The sequence below is a fragment of the Halomonas sp. CnH100-B genome, assembly GCF_024124605.1.
GTDB lineage: Bacteria > Pseudomonadota > Gammaproteobacteria > Pseudomonadales > Halomonadaceae > Vreelandella.
The window spans coordinates 398,993-424,673 of sequence record NZ_JAMXRX010000002.1 but is presented as its reverse complement, the minus strand read 5'-3'; the positions used below and the strand labels follow the sequence as shown (position 1 = coordinate 424,673).

Below are 25,681 nucleotides of genomic sequence, written 5' to 3'. Positions count from 1 at the left end.
ACACGCCCGCCCTTCTCTACGGACTCGCTCTCTACATCTCTTCGCGAATAACGTCCGTGCCTTCCGGAATTTGGAAATCGAACAGTTCGCGGTCGATATTACCGTTGCGAGTAATGTCGCTAAAGGTAATGGCGGTGCGCTGACCGGTGCTGTCCATCATCCACAGCTCGGTGAGGGTATCGCCGTCGAACACCATGCTGAGCTCTTCAAACAGCGTATCTGCCAGCGTAGGCATCAAGGTAAAGACATCGTCGCCATCCTGCTGCTCGTAGAACACATCGTAGCTTTCGGTCAGCTCGTCGGCACTGCCTGATAGCAGCAGCGCGGGCGTGTGGGTGACCCGGTCATCCATCGCCTGTACCGTCACCTGCTCCAGGTCGGGGTCGTAGAGATAAACGTCCTCACCATCGGAAACCACGGTTTGCGAATAGGGCGCCTCGACTTCCCAGCGCAACATGCCGGGACGCGACAGCCACATTTCCCCACGCGCGCTCTGCAAACGATCACCGCCTCCATCGAGAATCTGCTGTTCGAAAGTGGCGTGGTAGTTTTCCAGCGGATCTAGACGTTCGGTGAGCCGTTCTGCAGCTTCATTGGCCCAGGCTGCCATGGGGGCAGCAAAGGTCAGACCGAGCGCACTGGCTGCCAGTGCCAAGGCCGGTGAGCGGCGGTTAGAGGGTTCGCGCATGTTCTTTCTCCCTAGGCAATCATTGCCGAATAGCGGACGAGGCAAAGAGCGTAAAAAAGCTCCCTATGCCCCTCAGACGCGAAACGCGCCGCGGGGTTTCACCAGCGGCGCGACTTTCACGCTTGTTGCATGGTTGGTGTGGTCACGCTCAGTGGCCCACCGGTGGCGGCGCCAGCACCTCGCGGGCACCGTTGGTTCCCATGGAAGAGACCACACCCGCGCCTTCCATGGCTTCGACTAACCGCGCCGCGCGGTTATAGCCGATCTTAAAGCGCCGCTGTACGGCGGAAATGGACGCCTTGCGGGTCTCGGTAACGAACTGCACCGCCTCATCGTAGAGGGCATCTTGTTCGGCATCGTCACCGTCGACGCCTTCCGCTTCGAGCCCGGTAAGCGCATCGGCAGATACGCCGCCGGAGAGAATCTCTTCGATGTACTCCGGCTCACCGCGACGTTTCCAGTCATCGACCACCCGGTGGACTTCATCGTCGTCCACGAAGGCACCATGGACACGATTCGGCGGACCGGAGCCCGCGGGCAAGTAGAGCATATCGCCATGACCCAACAGGCTTTCAGCACCGCCCTGATCGAGAATGGTGCGCGAATCGATGCGTGAGGAGACCTGGAACGCCATCCGTGACGGAATGTTCGCCTTGATCAGACCGGTCACCACATCCACCGAGGGGCGCTGGGTGGCCAGAATCAGATGGATACCGGCGGCCCGCGCTTTCTGTGCCAGTCGCGCGATGAGCTCTTCGACCTTTTTGCCGACGATCATGAACATATCGGCAAACTCATCGATGACCACCACGATGTAGGGCAGCTTTTCCAGCACCGGCGGTGTTTGGTGCATCTCCCAAGGCTGCGGCTCCCACAACGGGTCGGCGACCTGGGCACCCGCGCGCTCAGCTTCATCGAGGCGCGCGTTGAATCCGGCGATGTTGCGCACACCCATGGCAGCCATCAGCTTGTAACGGCGCTCCATCTCGGCCACGCACCAGCGCAGGCTGTTGGCCGCCTCTTTCATATCGGTGACGACCGGGGCCAGCAAGTGCGGTATGCCGTCATACACCGACAGCTCCAGCATCTTGGGATCGACCATAATCAGCTTGAGTTCGTCGGGCTTGGCCTTGAGCAGCATGGAGATCAGCATCGCGTTGACGCCCACCGACTTCCCCGAACCGGTCGTACCGGCCACCAGCAGATGGGGCATTTTGCCCAAGTTCGCGACCACCGGGCCTCCGCCGATATCCTGGCCAAGCGCCATCGTGAGCGGCGAGCTCTCCTGCTGGTAGCGGTCCGAGTCGATCACTTCGCGCAGGCGAATCATGGCACGGTGCGGGTTAGGGATCTCGATGCCCACCGTGGGCCGACCGGGAATAACCTCGACCACGCGAACGCTCTTCACCATCAGCGAGCGCGCAAGGTCTTTCGCCAAATTGCTGATTTTGGAGACTTTCACCCCCGCAGCCGGTTTGATTTCGAAGCGGGTAATGACCGGACCGGGCCAGGTATCCACTACCTCGGCTTTGACGCCGTACTCCCGTAACCGTACTTCCAGTAGCTCGGCCATGTCGGCAAGCTGCTCGTCGGTATAGTTTGGCTGATGCGGCTCCGGTGGCGTAAGTAGCTGCAAACTGGGCACATCCCCCTCGGGCTCCGGCAGCGTTTCAAAGGCGGGGCGCTGGCTCTGCAGGTGTTCGACGGTCCAGAGGGTGGGGCCGTTATCGGCCTCGTCGTCCACCGAGTCGGTCGAGAACGTGGGTTCATGCCGGGCGCTGGCCGCAGCCTGCGGAGCGGTAGCCGGACGGATCGGGAGCTCCTCGTCATCGTCCTCCCACACCGGCTCGGGCACTACCTCGGGCACGCGCTCTCGGCGCGGCTCCGCTGACATGGGAGACGCCTGATAGGCAGGTGGATGCGCCTCACTGCGCAGCGTGCGGGGTTCTGGTTCTGGCTTTGGCTCTGGCTCTGGTTCCGAACGACGCGTCACCGTCCCCGGCGCGATAGGTACAGATGACTCTTGCTCGTCGTGTTCATCGCGAGTTGCGCGCAGCGGCACGGTCGGGGCATAGGCATCGCTTGCCTGCTCCTCGCTGGCGTTTAAAGGTGAGTACTCACTCTCTTTCTGATGTACTGCAGGCTCTGGTTCACCCACGGGCTTGGTCGCAAACGCCTGTGCGTTTGGCGAGGATGCCTCGGACGCTTCGAGCGGCACCTCAGTATCGGCGATAGAGGGCGTTGGCTCTGGAGCAGGCTCCTCGACGTCCTCCGGTTTGCGCGCGGAGAGCGGCATGATCGGCTCGCCGGGCGCGTCTTTCTCTGGCGTCATCTTCGGAGCAGGCGCTGTCTCCGGCTCGGGGTCTTGAGATGCGGCAGCAGCGGGAGGGGGCGGTGCATGACGCTCGCTCAGTACAGCGGCCGCTTCCCAAGGAATCGACGTATCGGTGACCGACGACGCCTCTTCCTCTTCGGCGGGTGCCGTGAAGCTCGGCTCACGGCGCTCACGACGACCGGCAGGTGAACGCTCACTCACGGCAGCACGCACGGGTGGCTCGGGGGCTTCACGGATGCGCGGAGCGACTGTCGCTTTCTCCTCATCGACCTCTTCATCGACAGGGTCAGTACTCGTATCGCTCGGCTCTGCCCAGGAGCGCTGCTTCACTTTGTTGGACGCCGCCTTGGCCGCTGCACGCACGGCAGCACGTTCGGCACGCTTTTCGCGCCGCTTGGCACGACGCTCACCAAACCAACCGCCGATACGGCAAAGCTTACGCCCGACTTCATCGGCAATCTGTAGCCACGACATGCCACTAAACAGCGGAAACCCAATCAGGATGAGCGCTGCCGCAATCAGGCCCACGCCGCCGCTACTGACGAGGGGTTTCAAGGTGCCCACGAGCCCCTCTCCCAGGATACCGCCGGAGGCATAGGGCAAAATGCTATCGGGGTGATAAAAGTGCAAGGCGCCCAACATGGTCGTGCCGAACATCAGCAGCACAAGGCCGCCCGCCCGCACGGCAATCGCCACGGGGTCTAATTCGAAGCGCACCTGGCGTGAGCGCATTAGCCACCAGGCGGCGTAACCAAACATGCCCGGCCACCAGAGCGCGCTCGCTCCGAGCAGCGAATACAGCACATCGGCCAGCCAAGCTCCGACCGGCCCCATCCAATTGCGCACCTCGGTTTCCGGACCTTGATACGACCAGCCAGGGTCGGCAGGGTGATAACTAAACAGCGCTAATAACAAGAAGACGCACAGCGCCAGCATGACGACCACCACCCCTTCACGGGCGGAGCCCTGCAGGCGCAGGCCAAAACGGCGCGCCTTGTCCTTCGCGGCATTGACCCGCGTCGATGATTGAGAACTCGATGGTGACTGACGCGACTGCCGCTGCGTTCGCTTGTCTACCGCCTTATTTACTTTCAAGCGATTCTCCCTTTACACCACACGGTGTCTTTAATCCACTTGCGAGTTTGCATCATACCGAGCATCCTTCCGCCGTCACAGCGCTTCGACGGACGCCACTAGCAACAGGAGCAAGCGATGCTACCTTGGCTCTCATCGCCACACCCCACTTTTCCTTCCACCGAGCGGGCGTTGGATAACCCTAACGGCCTGCTGGCTGCCGGTGGAGAGCTTACACCAGCCTGGCTGGTAGACGCTTACCGAAAAGGGATATTTCCTTGGTATAGCGACGATGACCCCATTTTATGGTGGAGCCCAGATCCACGCATGATCCTGCTGCCTGCACAGTTTAAACGACGCCGCAGCCTAGCTAAACGGCTGCGACATGGTGGCTTTCACGTGACGCTGAATCAACACTTCACGCAAGTGATCGAAGGCTGCGCCGCCCCGCGCAAAGACGCGCCTGGCACCTGGATCCATCCAGAGATGCGCCACGCCTACCAGCGTCTACATGCGTTGGGCATTGCCCACAGCGTCGAAGTCCACCACGGCGGCCAGTTGGTGGGCGGGCTCTATGGCTTGGCGATGGGACCAGTATTTTTCGGCGAGTCGATGTTTTCACGCCAGCCCGACGCCTCTAAAATTGCTTTGGCCCATTTGGCAAGCGCCATGCACACCCATGGCGGCAAGCTGATCGACTGCCAAATGCACACGCCGCACCTGGCCAGCCTGGGCGCAACGACAGTCGCCCGCAGTACGTTCATCAACTATCTTGAAGAGTGGTTGCCAGACAAAGCATTTTGCTTGGCCAGCGCTGCGGATCAAGCACCGGGCGTCCCAGACTCGCCGTGGCTCGCCGCGATTGCATCAGGCACCGCAGCAACAGAGTGACTGCCGTTCATGACCAAGGAGGCAAGCCGTGAGTAGTAACGCTCCTCGCCGCCCCGTGCGGGATTTGCGCTTCTTCCTAACCGTTCCTCATGCCTGCAGCTATCTGCCAGGCAAAGAGGCAACCACGCTGTTTCTCGACCCTCAGGAGTCGCCCGTGCCTGGGGTGTACGATTCGTTGTCGCTACTGGGCTTTCGACGCAGCGGACGCCACTTATACCGCCCCCACTGCGAGGGATGCAACGCTTGTCGATCGGTGCGGATTCCGGTCAATGACTTCCGCGCCAATCGCACCCAGCGAAAAGTCTGGCGGCGCAACGCCGATATCGAGACCCGCGTCATCCCAGCGCGTTTCGATGCAGCGCACTATGCCCTCTACGCCGACTACATTCGACAGCGACACGCCGACGGCGACATGTTTCCGCCTAGCCGCGATCAATATCGAACGTTCTTGACGCTAGAAGAGCCGTACGCGCATCTGCTGGAAATGTACCTGGAAGGCGAGTTGGTAGCGGTGGCAGCCTTCGATCAGCTCGAGCACGGGCTATCGGCCATTTATACGTTTTTCAAAGTGGACGAAGCCCTGGAGAGGCGCTCCTTTGGCACCTTGGCGATTTTAAAGCTGATCGAACTGTGCCAAGAGAAACGGTTGCCGCATCTTTATCTCGGTTACTGGATCGAAGAGTGCCGCAAGATGCGTTACAAGCAGGCGTTTTCGCCTATCGAGCTGCTGGACGGGCGTCATTGGCGACCGTTGATGCGCTAATCTGGCCAGCTTTTTTGCCTTGACGGCAGGCTTACGGCACAATATAGCGCTGTTTCTTAGGCATGCTGGTTTGTGTCGACGCCGTCGGAAACACTCATTCGACTATCCACGATGTAAAATAAGTGAGGATCTGCCTATATGGCACGCGAAGATCATATTGAAATGGAAGGCGTTATTGTTGATACCCTTCCCAACACCATGTTCCGGGTTGAGCTGGAAAACGGCCACGTCGTGACGGCTCACATCTCTGGCAAAATGCGTAAAAACTACATCCGCATTCTGACTGGCGACAAGGTCAAGGTAGAGTTGACGCCCTACGATCTGTCCAAAGGCCGTATCGTTTACCGCTCGCGCTAAGCCTTGCTAGTGCCCTCAAGCAACGTCTGCTCGCAGACACGCCCCACGGCTATTCGTACCGCGTAATTACGGCGCCGCTCCCTGGAAACGACAACGCCCCGTCGAAGACAGGGCGCTGTGCGTTACTGCTTGTCGGTCATCTTAGCGCCCTTTTCAGGGCGCATCTGCCATCTCCGACTCCGTCGAGAGGCGAAGCTCTCCCTCTTCCAAGCTGACATGCACGATACCGCCGTGCTCGGCCAGCTCCCCGAACAGAATCATTTCTGCAAGTGGCTTCTTGAGCTTCTCTTGGATCAAGCGAGCCATCGGCCTTGCACCCATATCCGGGTCATAACCTTTCTCTGCCAGCCAATCCCGCGCGGTGTCGTCTACGTCCAGCTGTACGCGCTTCTCGTCCAGCTGCGCCTGTAGCTCGATAAGGAACTTGTCGACGACGTTGCGCACCACCGTGGTGGGCAAGGCATGGAACTGGATAATACCGTCCAAGCGGTTGCGGAATTCGGGCGAGAATGTCCGACGAATCACTTCCATCGCATCCGTCGAATGATCCTGGCTCTGGAAGCCGATGGAGCGACGCGACGCCTGCTCGGCCCCGGCGTTCGAGGTCATGATCAGAATTACGTGGCGGAAGTCTGCCTCGCGGCCGTTGTTATCCGTCAGACGCCCATGGTCCATGACCTGCAGCAACAGGTTGAAGACCTCTGGGTGCGCTTTTTCGATCTCATCGAGAAGCAATACGCAGTGAGGCTGCTTGGTGATCGCTTCGGTCAGCAGACCGCCTTGATCGTACCCTACATAGCCAGGAGGAGCACCGATCAACCGCGATACGGTGTGACGCTCCATGTACTCCGACATATCGAAGCGCACCAACTCGATGCCCATGATATGCGCCAGCTGCTTGGCCACTTCCGTTTTACCCACCCCAGTCGGGCCAGCAAACAGGAAGCTGCCGACCGGCTTATCAGGAGACTTCAGCCCTGCGCGCGAGAGCTTGATGGCCGCCGACAGTGAGTCGATGGCTTCATCCTGTCCAAACACCAGCATTTTCAGATCGCGGTCCAACTTCTCGAGCTGCTTACGATCCGAGCTCGACACGCTCTTCGGTGGAATGCGGGCAATAGAGGCCACTACCGCTTCCACCTGCTCTACGTCGATCGTGTTTGCACGCACTTCTGGAGGCAGCATCCGCTGATGCGCGCCCGCTTCGTCAATCACATCGATCGCTTTGTCAGGCAAGAAGCGGTCATTGATGTAGCGATCTGCCAGACGCGCCGCACTTTCCAGAGCGCCATCGGTGTACTTCAGTTCGTGGTGCTCCTCGAAGCGCGAACGTAGCCCTTTGAGAATCTTGATGGTGTCTTCCACGGACGGCGCCAACACGTCGACCTTTTGGAAACGGCGCGCCAGGGCACGATCTTTTTCGAAGATACCGCGAAACTCCTGGAACGTGGTCGAACCAATGCAGCGCAGCTCGCCTGAGGAGAGCAGCGGTTTCAGCAGATTGGACGCATCCATCACGCCACCCGAGGCAGCGCCTGCACCAATCACCGTATGAATCTCATCGATGAACAGGACGGCATTGGGCTGCTTGCGCAGCTCGCTCAACAGGCTCTTGAGACGCTTCTCGAAGTCGCCGCGGTACTTGGTGCCCGCCAGCAGTGCACCCATATCGAGGGAGTAGACGACTGCATCGGCGATGACTTCCGGCACGTCTTCTTCGACGATGCGCTTGGCCAATCCTTCGGCGATGGCGGTTTTACCGACACCGGCCTCACCCACGAGCAGCGGATTGTTTTTACGGCGACGGGCCAAAATCTGCACCACCCGCTCGAGCTCGTGATCACGACCAATCAGCGGGTCGATTTTACCTTGGCGCGCCTGCTCGTTGAGGTTGGTAGCATAGCCGGTGAGCGGATGCGCAGCCCCTTCGGCGCTGCCCTCTTCCGCATCGTCGTTCTCTTGAGACGAGGGAGACGGCGACGGGCCATGACCGGAGACTTTCGAGATGCCGTGAGCGATGTAGTTCACCGCATCGACCCGCGCCACACTCTGCTGCTTCAGGAAATAGACCGCTTGACTCTCTTGCTCAGAGAAAATCGCCACTAAGACGTTAGCGCCAGTGACTTCGCTCTTACCTGACGATTGCACATGGAACACCGCACGCTGAAGCACGCGTTGGAAGCCCAGCGTCGGCTGTGTTTCACGATCACCCTGGCCCTCGGGGATCAGCGGTGTGGTCGAGTTAATGAAATCCTGCAGATCGGACCGCAGCTTGTCGAGGTTTGCCCCGCACGCCTTCAGCACATCCACCGCAGAAGCATTGTCCAGCAGCGCCAGAAGCAGGTGCTCAACGGTCATGAATTCGTGGCGCTTTGAGCGAGCCACGGTGAAGGCCGTGTTCAGGGTCAGTTCAAGTTCTTTGCTCAGCATGGCAGTCCCCTTTTCGCTACTACCTAGGGCATATCGCCACCTAGGGCTTGCGTCGGATCAGTTTAATCGACCGGCACTTTCAACATCGGGTACAAATGGCGTGGTTGCAAGCCCCTTCACTACTTTTTTTCAACGCAGCTCACATCGATTCGGTCAGTCCGCCGCTTCGATATCGCTCATCAACGGGTGCTCGCACTCACGGGCATACTCATTCACTTGATAACTCTTGGTTTCAGCAATATCCCGGGTAAAAATGCCGCACGTGGCTTTTCCCTGAGTGTGTACGGCCAGCATGACCTGCACAGCTTTTTCACTGTCCATATTGAAAAAGCCTTGCAGTACTTCAACGACGAACTCCATGGGGGTGTAGTCGTCGTTATGCAAGACCACTTTGTAAAGCGGCGGCTGCGCCAACGCGGGCTCGGCAGACTGTACTGCCAAGTCATCATCATGCTCGGGCATGCCAGGGCGCGTCATGCCTGCCTGTAACGTGGCCGCCACGAGGGGGCTTTCTGTAGTACGCATAAGCAGCAAGGATCATCTTCTCTCGGCTGACGGGCGATGTCTGACACGCAGGTCGTCTGAAGACGCTAGACGCGTGGTTCAGTTGTACACACTATAACCTGCTGTATAAGACGCGCGCCATCAACAAGGGTTCATGAAAAACTCAAAATTATCACACTGGGCTAAACAAAAAACCCCTGCCCGCAAAGCAGGCAGGGGGTCGAGCCGCGCATAGCGCGTAGCTAAACGTGGGGCGACTTAGCCCTTGGCGACCATCGCCAGCGCATCGTTCAGCGTCTTGCTCGGACGCATGGCTTGGCTAGCCAGCTCACCGTTCGGGTGGAAGTAGCCTTGGATATCGACCGCCTGTCCCTGAACGCTGTTGAGCTCGTCCACGATGGCCGTCTCGTTGGCTTTCAGGGCTTCGGCTAGGCGGGCGAACAGGGTCTTCATTTCAGCATCCTGGTCCTGCGCTGCCAGCGCCTCTGCCCAGTAGAGGGCCAGATAGAAGTGGCTGCCACGGTTGTCCAGCTCGCCGACTTTACGCGACGGCGACTTGTTGCTGTCGAGGAATTTGCCGTTGGCTTCATCCAACGCCTTGGCCAGCAGCGTGGCGCGGGCGTTGCCGAAAGTGCTACCTAGGTGTTCGAGCGATGCAGCCAGTGCCAGGAACTCACCCAGTGAATCCCAGCGCAGATGGTTCTCTTCCAGGAACTGCTGAACGTGCTTCGGTGCAGAGCCGCCAGCGCCCGTTTCGAACAGACCACCGCCGTTCATCAGCGGAACGATAGAGAGCATCTTGGCGCTGGTGCCCAGCTCCATGATCGGGAACAGATCGGTGAGGTAGTCACGCAGCACGTTACCGGTGACGGAGATGGTGTCTTCCCCCTTGCGAATACGCTCCAGGGAGACTTTCATCGCGTCGACCGGTGCGAGGATACGGATATCCAGGCCAGCGGTGTCGTGATCTTTCAGGTACGTTTCGACCTTCTTGATCAGTTGGGCGTCGTGGGCACGGTTGGCATCCAGCCAGAACAGCGCCGGTGCACCGCTGTCGCGGGCGCGAGTCACGGCCAGCTTCACCCAATCCTGAATCGGAGCATCTTTGGTCTGACACATACGCCAGATATCGCCCGCTTCTACTGCATGGCTAAATACCGTGTTGCCCAAGTCATCGGTCACTACGACGGTACCGTCGGCAGGCATTTGGAAGGTCTTGTCGTGAGAGCCGTACTCTTCGGCCTTCTGCGCCATCAGACCCACGTTGGGCACGCTACCCATGGTGGTCGGATCGAACGCACCGTACTGTTTGCAATCGTCGATCACCGCTTGATAAATAGTGGCATAGCAACGATCTGGGATGACGGCTTTGGCATCCTGCAGCTCGTCGTTGGCGTTCCACATCTTGCCGGAGTCACGAATCATCGCTGGCATGGAGGCGTCGATGATCACGTCACTGGGCACGTGCAGGTTGGTGATGCCCTTATGGGAGTTCACCATCGCCATGGCCGGGCGTGTTTGATACAGCGCCTCAACATCGCCTTTGATGGCTTCTTGCTGGTCGCTGGGCAGCTTCTCGATGGCGCTGTACAGGTCGCCAATACCGCTGTTGGCGTTGAAGCCCGCGCTCTTCAGTGCGTCAGCGTGCTTCTCCAGCACCTCTTTGTAGAACTCCTCGACCACGATGCCAAACATGATCGGGTCGGAGACTTTCATCATGGTGGCTTTCAGGTGCAGCGAGAACAGCACGCCGCTCTCTTTGGCATCGTTGATCTGGCTGTCGATGAAGCGACGCAGACGACGGCTGCTCATGCAAGCCGCATCGATCACTTCACCAGCCTGAACCGCGAGCCCTTCTTTCAGCACCACCTGGGTGCCATCCGCTTGCTGCAGCTCGATCTTCAGCGTGCCAGCTTTTTCCATTACTGCCGACTGCTCGCTGCCGTAAAAGTCACCGTCGCTCATATGCGCCACGTGGGACTTGGAGTCAGCGCTCCACTCGCCCATGCGGTGCGGGTATTTACGCGCGTAGTTCTTGACCGATTTCGGCGCACGGCGGTCGGAGTTGCCTTCACGCAGCACCGGGTTTACTGCACTGCCTTTGGCTTTGTCGTAACGCGCTTTGATGGAGGCTTCTTCGTCGTTTTTCGGCTCTTCCGGGTAGTCCGGCAGCGGGTAGCCCTGGCTTTGCAGCTCTTTGATGGTTGCTTTGAGCTGCGGGCCTGAAGCGCTGATATTGGGCAGTTTGATGATGTTGGCTTCGGGCGTCTTCGCCAGCTCGCCCAATTCCGCCAGGTCATCGCTGACGCGCTGCTGATCGTTCAGAAGATCGGGAAATTGTGCCAGCACACGGGCGGCAAGCGAGATATCGCGGGTCTCTACTTCGACACCGGCAGAGTCAGTAAAGGCATCAATAATGGGTAACAAGGAATAGGTAGCGAGCGCAGGAGCTTCATCGGTGAGCGTATAAATGATCTTCGGCGTTTTAGACATTTTTGCGTTAACCTCTTTTCGGTCGCTGTGATTATAAAAAATCCTGAGCTACGCGGCTCATACGACGATAGGCCTTGCCGCGAAGCGTTTGGAGCATCCTGTATGCGCTGCCCCTCTGGTCACTCGGTGGTTACTGCGGTAACGATGACGACGGATGATACGGTGAGCATCGTTGTGCTGCCGGGTCATCTCAAACAGCTGCGCCAGATTATACCAGCGCTGCACTTTAACCGCATGAGCGATTGTCGACAAATCCTCCACCTCTAGATCTTGAGACCGTTCGTGAGACGATGAGCACCCTATATTTACTGCATAAACCCTACCGCATGCTTTCCCAGTTTACTGACAGCCAAGGCCGAGCCACCCTGGCCGACGTGCTCGATGCGCCGGGCGTTTACGCGGCCGGACGCCTCGACTTCGACTCCGAGGGGCTTTTATTACTGAGTGATGACGGCAGTCTGATCCACCGTATCGCCCATCCACGTCATAAACAGCCGAAAACCTATTGGGTACAGCTGGAAGGCGACATTACCGACGAAGCCATTCGTGCACTCGCCTCAGGCGTTACCTTAAAAGATGGCCCTACCCTGCCTGCCAAAGCTCGGCGTATGTCTCCCCCTAACGTGGCTGAGCGCGATCCAGCCATCGACCCCAAACGCCATCCTGTGACCAGCTGGCTGGAACTCACCATTAGCGAGGGGCGCAATCGCCAAGTGCGCCGCATGACCGCCCACGTTGGCTTTCCCACGCTGCGCCTGATACGTGCCGCGATTGGCCCCTGGCAATTGGGTGATCTCGCTCCCGGGGAGTGGCGCAAAGAGACGCTACATGCTCCACGGCCGACCCACGCGACCAAGCCCCGCACTAGGCAACAACAGCCACTCAACACCCGCAAAGGCGCTGACAAGAGCGCCAAGCGCGGCACGAAGAGAAACGCAACACCAAAAGGGGGACGCAAATGAGCCGCGTCGCCCAAACGGACGTTGCCCGCCCCATCATTCACAGCACCGTTGCCTGCGTGATTGAGCAGCAGGGGCGCTTTCTGATGGTGGAAGAGGATAAAGGTGGCCCACACACGCTGTTCAATCAGCCTGCCGGACACGTCGAACGTGGGGAAGGCCCAGTGGCCGCCGTTCACCGTGAAGTCATGGAAGAGACCGCTTGGCAGATCACCTTGACCGGCTATCTGGGGCTGTACGTCTTTCACACGCCGACCGGTACGACCTTCCATAGTCACGGTTTCGTTGCCTTGCCCAACCAGCGCCTTAGCTCAGCTATCGACCCGGCCATCGTCGCGACCCACTGGCTGACCCGAGAGGAGATTGCCATGTTGGGCGGCGCCCGACGGCTGCGAAGCCCGCTGGTTCTCCAACGTATCGACGACGCGCTAAACGGCCACCGCTACCCGCTTGGCGTGATCAAGGAGTGAAGCACTCGAAGCATCGAGCCCCCATCGTGTATAATCGCCGCCCAATTGCACACCACTTCAACCGAGGATGCTCATGACATCCACCCATGGCACAGCCACCCAGGACGCGTCAGACACCCGCAGCGCTGCCACCGGCAAGGTCATCGTCGGCATGTCGGGCGGCGTCGACTCCTCCGTATCGGCGCTCCTTCTGCTCCAGCAGGGGTACGACGTCGAAGGCCTGTTTATGAAAAACTGGGATGAAGACGACGGCACCGAATACTGCACGGCCAAAGAGGATTTGGCCGACGCGGAAGCCGTGTGCGCCAAGCTGGGCATCAAGCTTCATACCGCCAACTTCGCCGCCGAATATTGGGACAACGTTTTCGAGCATTTTCTAGCGGAGTACAAGGCGGGCCGTACGCCAAACCCGGATATCCTTTGCAACCGGGAGATCAAGTTCAAGGTCTTCTTGGAGTATGCCGAGATGCTGGGTGCCGATAAAATCGCCACCGGTCACTACGTGCGCCAAGGCATCCGCGACGGTCACCCTCGCCTGTTGAAAGGCCTGGACGGCAACAAAGACCAAAGCTACTTCCTGCACGCCGTACCGGAAGCGGCCATTGCCCGCACGCTGTTTCCAGTGGGCGAACTGGAAAAGCCGGAAGTACGCGCGCTGGCCGAGCAGCACGACCTCGTCACCGCGAAGAAAAAAGACTCCACCGGTATCTGTTTCATCGGTGAGCGTCGTTTCCGCGACTTCCTACAGCAGTACCTACCGGCTCAGCCAGGTACCATCGAGACCCCCGAGGGCGATGTGATCGGCCAGCACATGGGCTTGATGTACTACACCCTAGGCCAACGCCAAGGGTTAGGCATCGGCGGTTTGGCTAACTACTCCGAAGAGCCTTGGTACGTGGCGGCAAAAGACCTCGACCGTAACGTATTGATCGTGGTGCAGGGCAAGCATCACCCTTTGCTATACACCGACGCCCTAGCCACCGAGCCCATGGACTGGGTCGCTGGCAAGCCGCCGGTTCAGCAAGGCCGTTTCACTGCCAAGACCCGCTACCGCCAAAGCGACTGCCCCTGCGAGATGACTGCCCAGCCGGACGGCAGTGTGGAAATCGTGTTCGACGATCCACAGTGGGCGGTCACGCCCGGCCAGTCGCTGGTGCTTTACGATAACGACATCTGCTTAGGCGGCGGCGTTATCCGCGCCACCTGGAAGGTTACGGAGGCCGCCGCATGAGCGCCACCCCGATACACCGTGCGCCCGACACACCCGCCGCGCGACAAGCCCTCGCGCTGGCGGGGGTATTTCAAGCTGCCAGTTTGGTGGATGAGCTGGCCCGCACCGGGCAGGTCGATACCCGCGCCTGGGAAACGCTGATCAACGCGACGGTCGATACCAATCCCGAAAGCTTTGAAGCCATCTACGGCGGCCACCCCAACAATCTGCGCCGCGGGCTGGAGACACTGGAGGCCTTGGTAGGCCGAAAGCAAGCCAATCCAGTCGTGCTTCGCTACGGTTTCTCGCTGCTTTTGTTGATGAACAAGCTGCGCACCGACCGACGAATGATGGACCTGTTGGGCCAAAAGCTCGCCCATGTCCAAGGGCAGGCGGAGCATTTTGGCACGACCCATGAAAACGTCATTGCCAGCCTTGGCGAAGCCTACCAAGAGACCATTTCGACGTTTAAAACGCGCATCGTGGTGCAGGGTGACCCCTCACTGCTGCAAACCCGCATGATGCCCGAGCGGGTACGCGCCTGCTTGATGGCGGGCATTCGCTTTGCCCTGCTGTGGCATCAGCAGGGCGGGCGCCGCTGGAAGCTGGTCTTCCAACGCAAGGCGCTACGCCGAGCCCTGGATGGCTTCAGTTAGCCGCCTTGCCACCTCACATTCGACCTCCGACTTTGACCACTCTGGAAACCAAGCCATGCAACTCTCTGCTCTGACCGCTCTCTCTCCCGTTGACGGCCGCTACGGCACCAAAGCCGCCGCGCTACGTGAACACTTCAGCGAATTCGGCCTGATCCGTGCGCGCGTGATTGTGGAAGTGCGCTGGCTGCAGCGCCTTGCTGAGCACGGCCAGATTGTCGAAGTCCCGCCGCTCTCTGCAGAAGCCACCGCATTTCTAGAGCAGTTGATTCGCGATTTCTCCGTAGACGACGCCGAGCGCATCAAAGAGATCGAGCGTACCACCAACCACGACGTCAAAGCGGTCGAGTACTTCTTGAAAGAGAAGATTGCAGGCCAGGCCGAGTTGAACGCGGTCACCGAGTTCATCCACTTCGCCTGCACCAGTGAAGACATCAACAACCTCTCCTACGGCGTGATGCTAGCAGACGGCCTAAAAGCTATGCTGCCGACGATGCACGAAGTCGCCGACGAGATTGCCAAACTGGCCATTGCTCACGCCGGCCAGCCAATGCTGTCACGCACCCATGGCCAAACCGCCAGCCCGACTACGTTAGGCAAAGAGATGGCCAACGTGGCGTACCGCCTGAAGCGCCAGCTCAAGCAGATCGAAAGCGTCGAGATTCTGGGTAAAATCAACGGTGCGGTAGGCAACTATAACGCTCACCTGACCACCTACCCGGACATCGACTGGGAAGCCAACGCGCGCACTTTCGTCGAGGGCCTGGGCTTAAGCTTCAACCCCTACACCACACAGATCGAACCCCACGACTACATTGCCGAGCTGTTCGATGCGATTTGCCGCTTCAACACCATTTTGATCGACTTTGACCGCGACGTATGGGGTTACATCTCGCTGGGTTACTTCAAACAGCGCACCGTAGAAGGCGAAATTGGCTCGTCTACCATGCCGCACAAGGTCAACCCGATTGACTTCGAAAACTCCGAGGGCAACCTGGGACTCGCCAACGCAGTCATGAGTCACCTGGCGCAAAAACTGCCGATCTCCCGCTGGCAGCGCGACCTGACCGACTCCACCGTGCTGCGCAACCTGGGCGTTGGCTTGGCCTACGCCCTGATTGGTTACCACGCTAGCCTAAAAGGCATCAGCAAACTGGAAGCCAACCCCGAACGCCTCGCGGAAGATCTGGACAACAGCTGGGAAGTGCTGGCCGAGCCGATCCAGACCGTCATGCGTCGCTACGGCATCGAAAAGCCTTACGAGAAGCTCAAAGAACTGACCCGGGGCAAGCGGATCGACCAAGCGGGCTTCGCCGCCTTCATCGATACCCTCGCACTGCCCGGCGAGGTAAAACAAGAGCTGAAAGCCCTCTCGCCAGCCAGCTATATTGGTAATGCGAAGGCCCAGGCCGAAGCACTCAACCAGCGGCTTGCTGCACTCTAAACGACGCCCTGCGACACTGACGTAGCGCTCACTTGAACTAGGATAACGCCATGAGTCATCACGATAAGCCACTCACCCTGCTGGGCGATTTAACGCCTGCAGACTTCTTGGCCAACTACTGGCAGCAGAAGCCACTGCTGATTCGTGGCGCTATCCCCGATTTCGTCAGCCCCATCGACCCCGATGAGTTGGCAGGCCTTGCCTGCGAGCCCGGTGTCGAAGCGCGACTGGTCGAGGAGAAGGGTCCCGACGGCCCTTGGCAGGTATCGCACGGGCCGTTCGATGACGCCACCTTCGAGCGTTTGCCTGAAGGTCACTGGAGCCTCTTGGTGCAGGCAGTCGACCACTACGTGCCTTCCATTGCTGCGCTGATGGACGAGTTCGATTTCCTGCCCCGCTGGCGTCTGGACGACATCATGGTGAGCTACGCTCCCCCCGGTGGCAGTGTCGGTCCGCATATCGACCAGTACGACGTCTTCCTCCTGCAGGCTAGCGGCCACCGCCGCTGGCAGCTGGGCGGCAAGCAGCCGGACAACGCGCCGATCATTCAGGGCATCGACCTGCGCATTCTCGAGACGTTCGACATCGAAGCGGATTCGGACTGGACCCTGGCACCCGGCGACATGCTCTACCTTCCCCCCGGCTGGGCCCACCATGGCGTCAGCCAAACCGACGACTGCATGACCATCTCGGTCGGCTTCCGCGCCCCTTCGGCAGACGAAGCGATCACGTCGTATGCCGATTACGTCGGCGAGCAAATGTCGGATTCCCAGCGTTACAGCGATGCCGGCATGACACCCGCCGAGGAAGTGGGCGAGCTGGACGATGCCGCTGTCGAGCGCATGCGTCAATTCATTCTGAAGACGCTGGACAACCCCGAACAGGTAGCCCAGTGGTTTGGCAGAGTGATGACGCAGCCCAAATATATCGATCAAGTCGTGCCCCTCGAAGCGCCAATGAGCGAAGCCGACCTTGTTGCTCAACTACAAGACGGCGAACCGCTCTTCCACATGCCAGGGTCTCGTTTTGCCTGGCGTAGCGATGCTTCTGGCACCACGCTGTTCGTCGATGGCGATGGGCACGCCTGCTCAGAACCCCTCGCCAAACGCCTTGCCGACGCCACACCGATGTACGCGGACGTGCTGGATATCGACGGCGCCGCGGCCCTGATTACCCAGCTGATCAATAGCGGTAGCCTGGGTTTCATGGGTGAAGGCGACGACGAGGAGTAACCCATGGAAGGAACGGTCACCGTGACAAGCGGCGACTGGGAATCGCTGGGGGAACCCGCCTCGCTGATTCGCCGAGTCGTCTTCATCGATGAACAGCAGGTGCCCCAAGAGGAGGAGTGGGATGGCCTTGACTCGGCATGCCTGCATTTTCTCGCGACGCTGCAAGGGGAACCGGTCGGCACTGCTCGCCTCCTGCCGGACGGCCATATTGGTCGGGTGGCGGTACTGAGCCGCGCCCGCGGCAAAGGCATTGGCTATCAGCTCATGCAGGCGGCTATTCACGCGGCCCGCGATGCTGGCCACACCCAGGCGGTGCTGAGCGCCCAACTTCATGCCCTCGCTTTTTACGAGCGGCTCGGCTTCGTGGCCCATGGCGATGTGTTCATGGATGCAGGCATTCGCCATCGTGAGATGATGTTGGCCTTGTAACGCGTCTTTGATTGATGAAAGCGCCACCACGTGTGGCGCTTTTTTTATGCCTACGGTCACGTCCATGACTTACCACTGACGAAAAACGACTACACAAACAGGGCGTTTGGCGTAGTCGCTGTCGTCGGACTACAACGCCGTGTGCCCCCAAGTGACAATTGTTGGATCCCCTCGGCTAGTCGATAGTTATTGCACTGCAGCGTTAATGAGTTTCTCTTCGGAGACATGAACGCTGTGCAAAGCGAAGCGCCTCACCGCGACGTTTTGCTGAGAGACGATTGGTGTAGAGACAGCACCGCGAAATTGAACAATGCTGGAGTCTATCTCGCAGGTGCAGCATAAGAACAAGCTAACGTGCGAATGACGATAACCCTGGAGGAATCAGCTCATGTCAGGACTGCTCGACGATATCAAAGCGATGGCCCAACTTCGCGAAGCCCAAGGCGGCAAATGGTCAGCCATCAAACCTGAATACGCTGCCCGTATGCGTGCCCAAAACCGCTTCCACACCGGCTTGGACATCGCCCGCTACACGGCTAAGATCATGCGCGACGACATGGCCGCCTACGATGCCGACAGCTCCCAGTACACGCAATCACTGGGATGCTGGCACGGCTTTATCGGCCAACAAAAGCTGATCTCTATCAAGAAGCATTTCGGTACCACCAAGCGTCGCTACCTCTACCTCTCCGGCTGGATGGTGGCCGCGCTGCGCTCCGAGTTCGGCCCGCTGCCAGACCAGTCCATGCACGAGAAAACCTCGGTCGCCAACCTGATCGAAGAGCTGTACACCTTCTTGAAACAAGCCGACGCGTGGGAGCTTAACCATCTGTTCCGCGCTCTCGATGAAGCGAAGGCCGCCGGTGACAGCGCAAAAGAGCAAGCACTGATCCATAAGATCGATAACTACGAAACGCATATCGTGCCGATCATCGCCGATATCGACGCCGGGTTCGGTAACGCCGAGGCGACCTACCTACTGGCCAAAAAATTCATTCAAGCAGGTGCCTGCTGTATCCAGCTTGAAAACCAGGTCTCCGACGAAAAACAGTGCGGCCACCAAGACGGCAAAGTCACCGTGCCCCATGAAGACTTCCTAGCGAAAATCAACGCGGTGCGTTACGCCTTCCTGGAGCTGGGCGTAGAAGATGGCGTCATCGTCGCTCGCACCGACTCGCTCGGCGCAGGCCTGACTCAGAAGATCGCCGTGACCCACGAGCCGGGCGACTTGGGCGATCAGTACAACAGTTTCCTGGATGGGGATGTGATCGACAACGCAGCGGATATCAATAACGGCGATGTGGTCATCAAGCAAAACGGCAAGCTGGTCAAGCCCAAGCGCCTGGCCTCCGGCCTCTACCAGTTCAAACCGGGCACTGGCGAAGATCGTGTGGTGCTGGACTGCATCACCAGTTTGCAAAACGGTGCCGACCTGCTTTGGATCGAGACCGAAAAGCCCCACGTTGGCCAAATCGCCAGCATGGTGAACCGTATCCGCGAGGTGGTGCCGGATGCCAAGCTGGTGTACAACAACTCGCCTTCCTTCAACTGGACGCTGAACTTCCGCCAGCAGGTCTTCGATGCCTGGGAGAAAGAAGGCAAGGACGTGTCGGCTTACCAGCGCGACAAGCTGATGAGCGTCGAGTACGACAACACCGAACTTGGCCAGCTCGCCGACGAGTGGACGCGCAACTTCCAGCGCGACGGTGCCCGTGAAGCCGGTATCTTCCACCACTTGATCACGCTGCCCACCTACCACACGGCGGCCCTGTCGACCGACAACCTGGCCAAGGGCTACTTCGGTGATGAAGGCATGCTGGCTTACGTCGCAGGCGTGCAGCGCCAAGAGATTCGCCAGGGTATCGCCACCGTCAAACACCAGGACATGGCAGGTTCCAACATCGGCGACGACCATAAAGAGTTCTTCCACGGTGATGCCGCGCTGAAAGCGGGCGGTAAAGACAACACCATGAACCAGTTTGGTTAACCCTCTCTTTGCATGACCCACAGGAGGCTTCGGCCTCCTGTTTTCTTTGCGACCGCCCCGCTGCAAATTTTTTGCACACTGCTTTCTTAATGCCTGTCTACACTCTACTTTGTGACCTTTTCTTGGGATGGCTGGTCAAAGCTGTACGTTTCCGTTATCTTTTAACGAACGCTGTTCTAAAACGAGATGTATGCAACGTTTTGCGATCGGTTAACCGCCATCGACGCTGATACCCACTGGAGGTTTTAATGAAACGTTTACTACCCGTTGCCGCATTGAGCATTCTGACACTGGCCGGTTGCGCCAACACCGCACCCTACTCAGGCGATGTCTACCGTGGTAACCAAGCGCAAACGGGGCAAAGCGTCAGCTATGGCACCATCGTGGCCGTCCGCCCCGTCCAAATTCAAGCCGATAGCCGTACTGGCAACCTGCTGGGCGGTGGCGGTGGCGCCGTCATCGGCGGTCTGCTGGGTAGCCAAATCGGCGGTGGCTCTGGTCGCCAGCTCGCGACCGTGGCAGGTGCGCTGGGCGGCGCAGTTGCTGGTACTGCTGCAGAAGACCGCGCTAACCGCGTTAACGCGCTGGAGATGGAAATCCGTCGTGACGACGGCACGGATGTCGTCGTCGTGCAGAGCGCCGACCGCCAGTTCCAGGCAGGCCAGCGGGTTCGCTTGATTGGCAGCGGTGCCAACCTAAGCGTAGCCCCTTACTAAAACAGATCGGGCGCGCCTACCCAGCAGCGTGCCCTGGCAGACCATACGCAAGCACTTAAAGCGATGGCTCGTCAAACGACAGCAGCCCGGCCAAGTTGGCCGGGCTGCTGTCGTTAGGTATCAATCAACGCACGTCTAGGCAAAGATCGTCTAGGGCATGACCACTCAGTGCGCCATGCTGCTTGCCCAGTTGGCGAGTTTTACGATGATCAAGCCAATCACGGCCAGCAAAATCGCTACCAGCAGCACATCCACCGGGCGAATCAGCGTCGTCGCACCCAGCACGGCCAATGCAGCGACCCACAGGTAACGGTTATCACCGTGGCTTTTCAATACCTCGGGCAGCATTTTGTCCAGCCCCTGGCTAACGCCGCTTTCCCAACGCTTGTTGGCAAAATATGCAATCAGCACGAAGGCGACAACCCAAATCAAGAAGATGGTCATAACGGACTCCAGTGAGTGTATGGCAGGTGAAAAAATGATGGATGTAGGGTATCCCTGCACACCCCCAGGCGCAATAGCGCTAAAGGCGTGGGGGTGGAAAAACCCCGCTTACCCCCTGACAAGCCGCTCCACACGCGTTACCATGTTGGGACATGCACTCACCGAAAGGTTAATCAATGCAAATTGCGCAAAACTCGGTTGTCGCGTTCCACTACACCCTGACCAACGATGCAGGTGAGGTGCTAGACAGTTCCGAAGGCCGCGAGCCTCTGACGTATCTCCACGGTGCGGGCAACATCATCCCGGGCTTGGAAAAAGAGCTTGAAGGCCGCGCTGCTGGCGACAAACTGAACGTCAAAGTTGCCCCGGAAGAGGGTTACGGCGAAGTTCAGGAACAGCTGATGCAAGAAGTGCCGCGCGATGCGTTCCAAGGCGTCGAGAGCATCGAGCCGGGCATGCAGTTCCAAGCGCAAACTCAAGGCGGCCCGTTGATGGTTACCGTCAAGAAAGTCGAAGGCGACACCGTCGTTGTAGATGGCAACCATCCGCTGGCGGGTCAGCACCTCAACTTTGACGTTGAGATCGCGACCGTTCGTGAAGCAAGCCAGGAAGAAGTCGAGCACGGCCACGTGCACGGCGAAGGTGGCGTCGAGCACTAAACAGCTCGAAGCGATCAAGGGGCGGCCACTGGGCCGCCCTTTTTTGTGGGCGATAGGGTGCTAGTCGTTCGGAATCAGCACGAGCTGACCGTAGCGTACGCTACGCGATGACGTCACTTCATCGGAAAACTGCTTTAGTGCGCTCCCCTGCCCCTTCAATAGTGCCACTTCTAGGCAGCTATCGTGGTTGATGTGCACATGCAGCGTCGAGAGCGTTAAGTCGTGGTGATCGTGGGAGTGGCGGGTCAACCGTTTGGAAAGATCCCGCGCCGCGTGGTCGTATACATACACCAGCGCGCCCATGCACGGGGCTTCGGGCGCAACCTGCTCTTTGGCCTGCGTCAACCCACTGCGCGTGAGATCACGAATCGCCTCTGAGCGATTTTGATAGCCGCGCAGCGCCATCAGCGCATCGACCTCGCCTAACAGCTCCTCATCCAGCGTTACCGTTACCCGCTGCATACCCTCTCCTTCGCCGGTCTCTCATGGTGCATCGCCGCAACTTCCAGCGCTGTTAGTATGATGTTATTGTGAAAACATCATACTAACAGCCTAAAAGGTGACTCATGCGTCGCACTATCATACTGGCTCTGGCGGCCACATGCGTAGCACTAAGCACGCCAGCGTGGGCCAAAGACCAGTTAGTGCTCGCCATAGGCGGCGAACCGGAGCAGGGGTTCGACCCACTGCTCGGCTGGGGCCAGTACGGTAACCCGCTCTTTCAATCCACGCTGCTCAACCGAGGGCCGGATTTAACGCCCCAGCCAGGACTCGCCACGACATGGTCGCTGTCGGACGATCGTTTGACCTGGCGGCTCACGCTACGCACGGATGCCCGGTTTTCCGATAACACGCCGCTAACCGCAGAGGATGTTGCCTTCACGTTTAGTGCCGCCGCCAAAGCAGGCGGCAGAGCCGATCTCAGCGCCTTAGCGAGCGCCCGGGCCGTGGATGGCAATACCGTCGAACTGACTCTCAAGGCACCGCGCATTACGTTTATCGACCAGTTGATGACGCTGGGAATCGTTCCCCACGCCGAGCGAGACAATGGCTATGACGACGGGTACGGCAGACAGCCGCTGGGATCGGGCCCTTACCGGTTAGTCGAGTGGCAGGAGGGTGAGCAACTGATCGTAGAGCGCAACCCCTATTTTTACGGCCCTGCGCCGATCTTCGAGCGGCTAGTGTTCCTCTTCACCGATGAAGCTGCGACGCTCAGCGCCGCCCACGCGGGTCAGGTCGACCTGGCCGCCATCCCCCCGGCTCTGGCTGAGAACATTCCCGATCCGATGCGGCGGGTCATCATGGAGAGTGTCGATAACCGGGGCATTCTGTTTCCCATGCAACCAGACGAGGGCCAGCACGCCACCAACGGCGCCCCGATAGGGAATGACGTCACGTCCGACCTCGCCATTCGCCAAGCGATCAATCTCGCACTCGATCGGGAAACGCTTGTGGACGTAGCGCTGAACGGCTTTGGGCGACCTGCGTTTGGCCCTGCTGATGGCCTACCCTGGAGTCATGGGGATGAGCAACTCGCCACCCCTAACCTAGCCCGCGCGAACGCCCTACTGGACGAGGCGGGTTGGAAGCGCAAACAGGACGACGGGCTACGTTATAAAAACGGCCAACCGGCCCGCTTTCGTCTTACCTATCCCAGCAGCGACACCACCCGCCAACAGCTCGCTCAGGTGAGTGCCGAGATGGTGCGGCCGCTCGGCATCGAGATGCAGCCCACCGGCCGCCACTGGGACGAAATTCAACGGGAAGCCCTCCATCAAGATGCCATCGTGTTTGGTTTTGGCAGCCAAAGCCCTCAGGAGGTGTACTACCTCTTTCACAGTGCTCACGCCGGGGTCGGCTTCTATAACAGTGGCTACTACGCTAACGAGACGGTCGACCAACACCTGGAGGCAGCCCAAGCGGCGGCTAGCGCCGAAGACGCCTACCGGCACTGGCAAGCGGCCCAGTGGGACGGCACTACGGGCTATGGCGTACAGGGCGACACGAGCTGGGCGTGGATGGTCAATCTCGCTCACGTGTACGCCACCAACCGCTGCCTGGACCTTGGCGACCTGGGCGTTGCCCCGCACGGCCACGGCTGGCCGGTGACCGCCAATCTGCTCGAGTGGCGCTGGACGTGCGATTAGCGGTATGGCTCGCACACCGCCTTCTGCGGCTGATGCTCGTTCTGCTGTGCGTGGCCGCAGTGTCGTTTGGGTTGATGATGCTTTCCCCCATCGACCCGGTGGATGCCTACCTGGGCCCACAAATGGCTCAGGTCAGCCCAGAACAGCGGGCGCTGATTGCCGAGCGCTGGGGGTTTGACGCCTCACCAGCCGTGCAGTTTCGCCACTGGCTGCAGCAGTTGCTTAGCGGTGAGCTGGGCTGGAGTCATATCTACCATCAGCCGGTCAGCGATGTCATCGGCCAACGCGTTTATCGCTCGTTTCTCCTGCTGGGTGGCGCTTGGCTGCTCTCTCTTGCGTTGGGCATCTTGCTCGGCATCGCGGCTGGGAGCAACGAGGGCTCCTGGCTGGATCGTCTGATTAGCGGCTACGCCTACCTCACCGCGTCGACACCCACGTTTTGGCTTGCCATGCTGGCACTGCTGCTTTTTTCGGTCACGCTGGGGTGGACGCCTACCTGCTGCGCAGGGCCAACCGGCGTGCTGAGTCAAGAGGTCACGCTACTCACACGCCTTCATCACTTGCTGCTGCCTACCCTTACGCTGGCACTATTAGGTGTCGCGACCCTCACTCTTCACACGCGCGCCAAGATGGTGGCGTTCATGCGTTCAGACACTGCCCTTCACGCCTTTGCCCAAGGCGCTAGCCGTGTCGATATCGCCTGGCGCCACGGCCTGCGCCACGCCAGCCTTCCCGCGATTACTCTGGCGTTTGCTTCACTGGGCGAACTGTTTGGCGGTTCGCTCTTGGTCGAACATGTCTTTGCTTACCCAGGTCTTGGGCAAGCCACCGTCGCGGCAGGATTACGCAGCGACGTGCCGCTGCTGCTCGCCATAGCGCTTTTCACCGCCCTCTTCGTCAGCGTAGGGAATCTGGCGGCCGATGGGCTCTCTCGATTGACCGACCCGCGGACTCGGCGGAGCCATACCAATGAGTAGCCAGCCGCGTTTGATCGCGGCAGACTATGCCGCTTTACTGGCCCTGCTCGCCCTACTGCTACTTGGCAGCACCGCTTGGCTCGGGGATAGCCCGACACGGATGCAGTTCGCGGCGCGGCTGCTGCCACCCAGCCCCGAGCACTGGCTAGGCACCGATGCCCTCGGGCGTGAGGTTTGGGCGCGAACCCTGGCGGGGCTTGCCTTGAGTTTTCAGGTAGGGTTGAGCGCTGCCTTGCTGGGCACGCTGGTTGCGTTGAGTCTCGCCAGTCTTGCCATGCTGTCCCCCCTGCTGGATGCGTTAGTGAGCCTGCTGATCGATACGCTATTGAGCGTGCCACACCTGCTGCTACTGCTACTGATCGCCTTTGCGCTGGGTGGCGGCACGGAGGCGGTCATCATCGCCGTGGCGCTGACCCACTGGCCGAGCCTTGCCCGCGTACTCAGGGCCGAGCTACGCCACGTTCACCATGCGCCCTACGTGGCCATCTCCCGGGGGCTGGGTAAAGGTCAAGGGTTCATCATCAGCCGTCATTTGCTGCCTCATGTGCTACCCCACTGTCTCGTGGGCGCGCTTCTCCTCTTTCCCCACGCCATTTTGCACGAGGCCGCCCTGACCTTTTTAGGCGTCGGCCTCGACCCGACGCAACCCGCCATCGGCGTTTTACTCGCAGACGCGATGCGCTACCTGACCGGCGGCTACTGGTGGCTGGGGGTATTTCCAGGGCTGGGGTTACTGCTCATGGTGTTGGCGATTGGACGCTTCGCCTCGATGCTGCGCGAAGTGCTAGCGCGCTAGCGATTGTGACCAAGGAGTTT

At 59.5% G+C, this 25,681-nt stretch carries 23 protein-coding genes; 16 read left to right on the top strand and 7 right to left on the bottom strand.

Annotated elements, in window-relative coordinates; genetic code table 11:
* Nucleotides 1–31 precede the first annotated feature (31 nt).
* Both lolA and NH398_RS05505 read right to left on the bottom strand, forming a co-directional pair.
* Entirely contained in the window at nt 32–688 is a 657-nt protein-coding gene (gene lolA / locus NH398_RS05510) for an outer membrane lipoprotein chaperone LolA (protein ID WP_159341579.1), read from the bottom strand.
* A 148-nt stretch (nt 689–836) separates the two neighbouring features.
* A complete protein-coding gene (locus NH398_RS05505) occupies nt 837–4,118 on the bottom strand; it encodes a DNA translocase FtsK 4TM domain-containing protein (protein WP_290441410.1) in 3,282 nt (1,093 codons plus the stop codon).
* A gap of 117 nt (nt 4,119–4,235) precedes the next feature.
* Between NH398_RS05505 and aat the strand changes: the two genes are divergently transcribed.
* The 3 genes from aat to infA all read left to right on the top strand — a co-directional run bounded on the left by aat (nt 4,236) and on the right by infA (nt 6,108).
* Nucleotides 4,236–4,988, top strand: coding sequence for a leucyl/phenylalanyl-tRNA--protein transferase (gene aat / locus NH398_RS05500; RefSeq protein WP_253017079.1), 753 nt, complete (start codon nt 4,236–4,238; stop codon nt 4,986–4,988).
* A gap of 28 nt (nt 4,989–5,016) precedes the next feature.
* Nucleotides 5,017–5,751, top strand: coding sequence for an arginyltransferase (locus tag NH398_RS05495; RefSeq protein WP_159341576.1), 735 nt, complete (start codon nt 5,017–5,019; stop codon nt 5,749–5,751).
* 138 nt (nt 5,752–5,889) lie between these two features.
* Nucleotides 5,890–6,108, top strand: a complete 219-nt coding sequence (gene infA, locus NH398_RS05490; RefSeq protein WP_007111068.1) for a translation initiation factor IF-1 — start codon at nt 5,890–5,892, stop codon at nt 6,106–6,108.
* A gap of 153 nt (nt 6,109–6,261) precedes the next feature.
* On the opposite strand, the gene clpA is transcribed toward infA, so the two are convergent.
* From clpA to NH398_RS05475, 3 genes are all read right to left on the bottom strand, one after another.
* Nucleotides 6,262–8,538 (bottom strand): ATP-dependent Clp protease ATP-binding subunit ClpA, encoded by a 2,277-nt coding sequence (gene clpA / locus NH398_RS05485; RefSeq protein WP_159341575.1) that lies wholly within the window; start codon nt 8,536–8,538, stop codon nt 6,262–6,264.
* 153 nt (nt 8,539–8,691) lie between these two features.
* On the bottom strand, nt 8,692–9,000 hold the full coding sequence (clpS, locus tag NH398_RS05480) for an ATP-dependent Clp protease adapter ClpS (protein ID WP_044627932.1): 309 nt from the start codon (nt 8,998–9,000) through the stop codon (nt 8,692–8,694).
* 300 nt (nt 9,001–9,300) lie between these two features.
* Complete coding sequence (locus tag NH398_RS05475; RefSeq protein WP_253017077.1) at nt 9,301–11,535, bottom strand: NADP-dependent isocitrate dehydrogenase; 2,235 nt, start codon at nt 11,533–11,535, stop codon at nt 9,301–9,303.
* Nucleotides 11,536–11,825: 290 nt separating this feature from the next.
* On the opposite strand from NH398_RS05475, the gene NH398_RS05470 reads away from it, so the two are divergent.
* The 9 genes from NH398_RS05470 to NH398_RS05430 all read left to right on the top strand — a co-directional run bounded on the left by NH398_RS05470 (nt 11,826) and on the right by NH398_RS05430 (nt 20,635).
* Nucleotides 11,826–12,497 (top strand): pseudouridine synthase, encoded by a 672-nt coding sequence (locus tag NH398_RS05470; RefSeq protein WP_253017075.1) that lies wholly within the window; start codon nt 11,826–11,828, stop codon nt 12,495–12,497.
* Complete coding sequence (locus NH398_RS05465; RefSeq protein ID WP_253017073.1) at nt 12,494–12,964, top strand: NUDIX hydrolase; 471 nt, start codon at nt 12,494–12,496, stop codon at nt 12,962–12,964. The genes NH398_RS05470 and NH398_RS05465 overlap by 4 nt, the downstream gene beginning before the upstream one ends.
* Nucleotides 12,965–13,037: 73 nt before the next feature.
* Entirely contained in the window at nt 13,038–14,195 is a 1,158-nt protein-coding gene (gene mnmA / locus NH398_RS05460) for a tRNA 2-thiouridine(34) synthase MnmA (protein WP_159341571.1), read from the top strand.
* On the top strand, nt 14,192–14,830 hold the full coding sequence (gene hflD, locus NH398_RS05455) for a high frequency lysogenization protein HflD (RefSeq protein WP_159341570.1): 639 nt from the start codon (nt 14,192–14,194) through the stop codon (nt 14,828–14,830). The genes mnmA and hflD overlap by 4 nt, the downstream gene beginning before the upstream one ends.
* A 55-nt stretch (nt 14,831–14,885) precedes the next feature.
* A complete protein-coding gene (gene purB, locus NH398_RS05450; RefSeq protein WP_253017071.1) occupies nt 14,886–16,271 on the top strand; it encodes an adenylosuccinate lyase in 1,386 nt (461 codons plus the stop codon).
* Nucleotides 16,272–16,321: 50 nt separating this feature from the next.
* Nucleotides 16,322–17,503 (top strand): cupin domain-containing protein, encoded by a 1,182-nt coding sequence (locus NH398_RS05445; RefSeq protein WP_253017069.1) that lies wholly within the window; start codon nt 16,322–16,324, stop codon nt 17,501–17,503.
* A 3-nt stretch (nt 17,504–17,506) separates the two neighbouring features.
* Entirely contained in the window at nt 17,507–17,932 is a 426-nt protein-coding gene (locus tag NH398_RS05440) for a GNAT family N-acetyltransferase (RefSeq protein WP_253017068.1), read from the top strand.
* Between the two features lie 388 nt (nt 17,933–18,320).
* Nucleotides 18,321–19,919: an isocitrate lyase gene (locus NH398_RS05435; RefSeq protein WP_253017066.1), complete on the top strand. Its 1,599-nt coding sequence runs from the start codon at nt 18,321–18,323 to the stop codon at nt 19,917–19,919.
* Between the two features lie 248 nt (nt 19,920–20,167).
* On the top strand, nt 20,168–20,635 hold the full coding sequence (locus tag NH398_RS05430; protein WP_062373622.1) for a glycine zipper 2TM domain-containing protein: 468 nt from the start codon (nt 20,168–20,170) through the stop codon (nt 20,633–20,635).
* A gap of 165 nt (nt 20,636–20,800) precedes the next feature.
* Here the strand turns inward: NH398_RS05430 and NH398_RS05425 are convergent, their stop codons facing one another.
* On the bottom strand, nt 20,801–21,079 hold the full coding sequence (locus tag NH398_RS05425) for a hypothetical protein (RefSeq protein WP_159341565.1): 279 nt from the start codon (nt 21,077–21,079) through the stop codon (nt 20,801–20,803).
* A 176-nt stretch (nt 21,080–21,255) separates the two neighbouring features.
* Between NH398_RS05425 and NH398_RS05420 the strand changes: the two genes are divergently transcribed.
* Complete coding sequence (locus NH398_RS05420) at nt 21,256–21,738, top strand: peptidylprolyl isomerase (RefSeq protein WP_159341564.1); 483 nt, start codon at nt 21,256–21,258, stop codon at nt 21,736–21,738.
* A 60-nt stretch (nt 21,739–21,798) separates the two neighbouring features.
* On the opposite strand, the gene nikR is transcribed toward NH398_RS05420, so the two are convergent.
* Nucleotides 21,799–22,200 (bottom strand): nickel-responsive transcriptional regulator NikR, encoded by a 402-nt coding sequence (gene nikR, locus NH398_RS05415; RefSeq protein ID WP_159341563.1) that lies wholly within the window; start codon nt 22,198–22,200, stop codon nt 21,799–21,801.
* A gap of 104 nt (nt 22,201–22,304) precedes the next feature.
* Between nikR and NH398_RS05410 the strand changes: the two genes are divergently transcribed.
* Genes NH398_RS05410 through NH398_RS05400 form a run of 3 tightly spaced genes read left to right on the top strand, consistent with a single transcriptional unit; the run spans nt 22,305 to nt 25,661 of the window.
* Nucleotides 22,305–23,888, top strand: a complete 1,584-nt coding sequence (locus tag NH398_RS05410; RefSeq protein WP_253017064.1) for an ABC transporter substrate-binding protein — start codon at nt 22,305–22,307, stop codon at nt 23,886–23,888.
* Nucleotides 23,879–24,865, top strand: coding sequence for an ABC transporter permease (locus NH398_RS05405; RefSeq protein WP_253017062.1), 987 nt, complete (start codon nt 23,879–23,881; stop codon nt 24,863–24,865). Before NH398_RS05410 ends, NH398_RS05405 begins: the two co-directional genes overlap by 10 nt.
* Nucleotides 24,858–25,661 (top strand): ABC transporter permease, encoded by an 804-nt coding sequence (locus NH398_RS05400; RefSeq protein WP_253017060.1) that lies wholly within the window; start codon nt 24,858–24,860, stop codon nt 25,659–25,661. Before NH398_RS05405 ends, NH398_RS05400 begins: the two co-directional genes overlap by 8 nt.
* The last annotated feature ends 20 nt before the right edge of the window (nt 25,662–25,681 follow it).

Bases quoted from the DNA above. Each gene is read 5' to 3' on its own strand.
- lolA (WP_159341579.1), bottom strand. From the start codon at position 688: ATGCGCGAACCCTCTAACCGCCGCTCACCGGCCTTGGCACTGGCAGCC.
- aat (WP_253017079.1), top strand. From the start codon at position 4,236: ATGCTACCTTGGCTCTCATCGCCACACCCCACTTTTCCTTCCACCGAG.
- infA (WP_007111068.1), top strand. From the start codon at position 5,890: ATGGCACGCGAAGATCATATTGAAATGGAAGGCGTTATTGTTGATACC.
- clpA (WP_159341575.1), bottom strand. From the start codon at position 8,538: ATGCTGAGCAAAGAACTTGAACTGACCCTGAACACGGCCTTCACCGTG.
- clpS (WP_044627932.1), bottom strand. From the start codon at position 9,000: ATGCCCGAGCATGATGATGACTTGGCAGTACAGTCTGCCGAGCCCGCG.
- NH398_RS05475 (WP_253017077.1), bottom strand. From the start codon at position 11,535: ATGTCTAAAACGCCGAAGATCATTTATACGCTCACCGATGAAGCTCCT.
- NH398_RS05470 (WP_253017075.1), top strand. From the start codon at position 11,826: ATGAGCACCCTATATTTACTGCATAAACCCTACCGCATGCTTTCCCAG.
- NH398_RS05465 (WP_253017073.1), top strand. From the start codon at position 12,494: ATGAGCCGCGTCGCCCAAACGGACGTTGCCCGCCCCATCATTCACAGC.
- mnmA (WP_159341571.1), top strand. From the start codon at position 13,038: ATGACATCCACCCATGGCACAGCCACCCAGGACGCGTCAGACACCCGC.
- hflD (WP_159341570.1), top strand. From the start codon at position 14,192: ATGAGCGCCACCCCGATACACCGTGCGCCCGACACACCCGCCGCGCGA.
- purB (WP_253017071.1), top strand. From the start codon at position 14,886: ATGCAACTCTCTGCTCTGACCGCTCTCTCTCCCGTTGACGGCCGCTAC.
- NH398_RS05445 (WP_253017069.1), top strand. From the start codon at position 16,322: ATGAGTCATCACGATAAGCCACTCACCCTGCTGGGCGATTTAACGCCT.
- NH398_RS05440 (WP_253017068.1), top strand. From the start codon at position 17,507: ATGGAAGGAACGGTCACCGTGACAAGCGGCGACTGGGAATCGCTGGGG.
- NH398_RS05435 (WP_253017066.1), top strand. From the start codon at position 18,321: ATGTCAGGACTGCTCGACGATATCAAAGCGATGGCCCAACTTCGCGAA.
- NH398_RS05430 (WP_062373622.1), top strand. From the start codon at position 20,168: ATGAAACGTTTACTACCCGTTGCCGCATTGAGCATTCTGACACTGGCC.
- NH398_RS05425 (WP_159341565.1), bottom strand. From the start codon at position 21,079: ATGACCATCTTCTTGATTTGGGTTGTCGCCTTCGTGCTGATTGCATAT.
- NH398_RS05420 (WP_159341564.1), top strand. From the start codon at position 21,256: ATGCAAATTGCGCAAAACTCGGTTGTCGCGTTCCACTACACCCTGACC.
- nikR (WP_159341563.1), bottom strand. From the start codon at position 22,200: ATGCAGCGGGTAACGGTAACGCTGGATGAGGAGCTGTTAGGCGAGGTC.
- NH398_RS05410 (WP_253017064.1), top strand. From the start codon at position 22,305: ATGCGTCGCACTATCATACTGGCTCTGGCGGCCACATGCGTAGCACTA.
- NH398_RS05400 (WP_253017060.1), top strand. From the start codon at position 24,858: ATGAGTAGCCAGCCGCGTTTGATCGCGGCAGACTATGCCGCTTTACTG.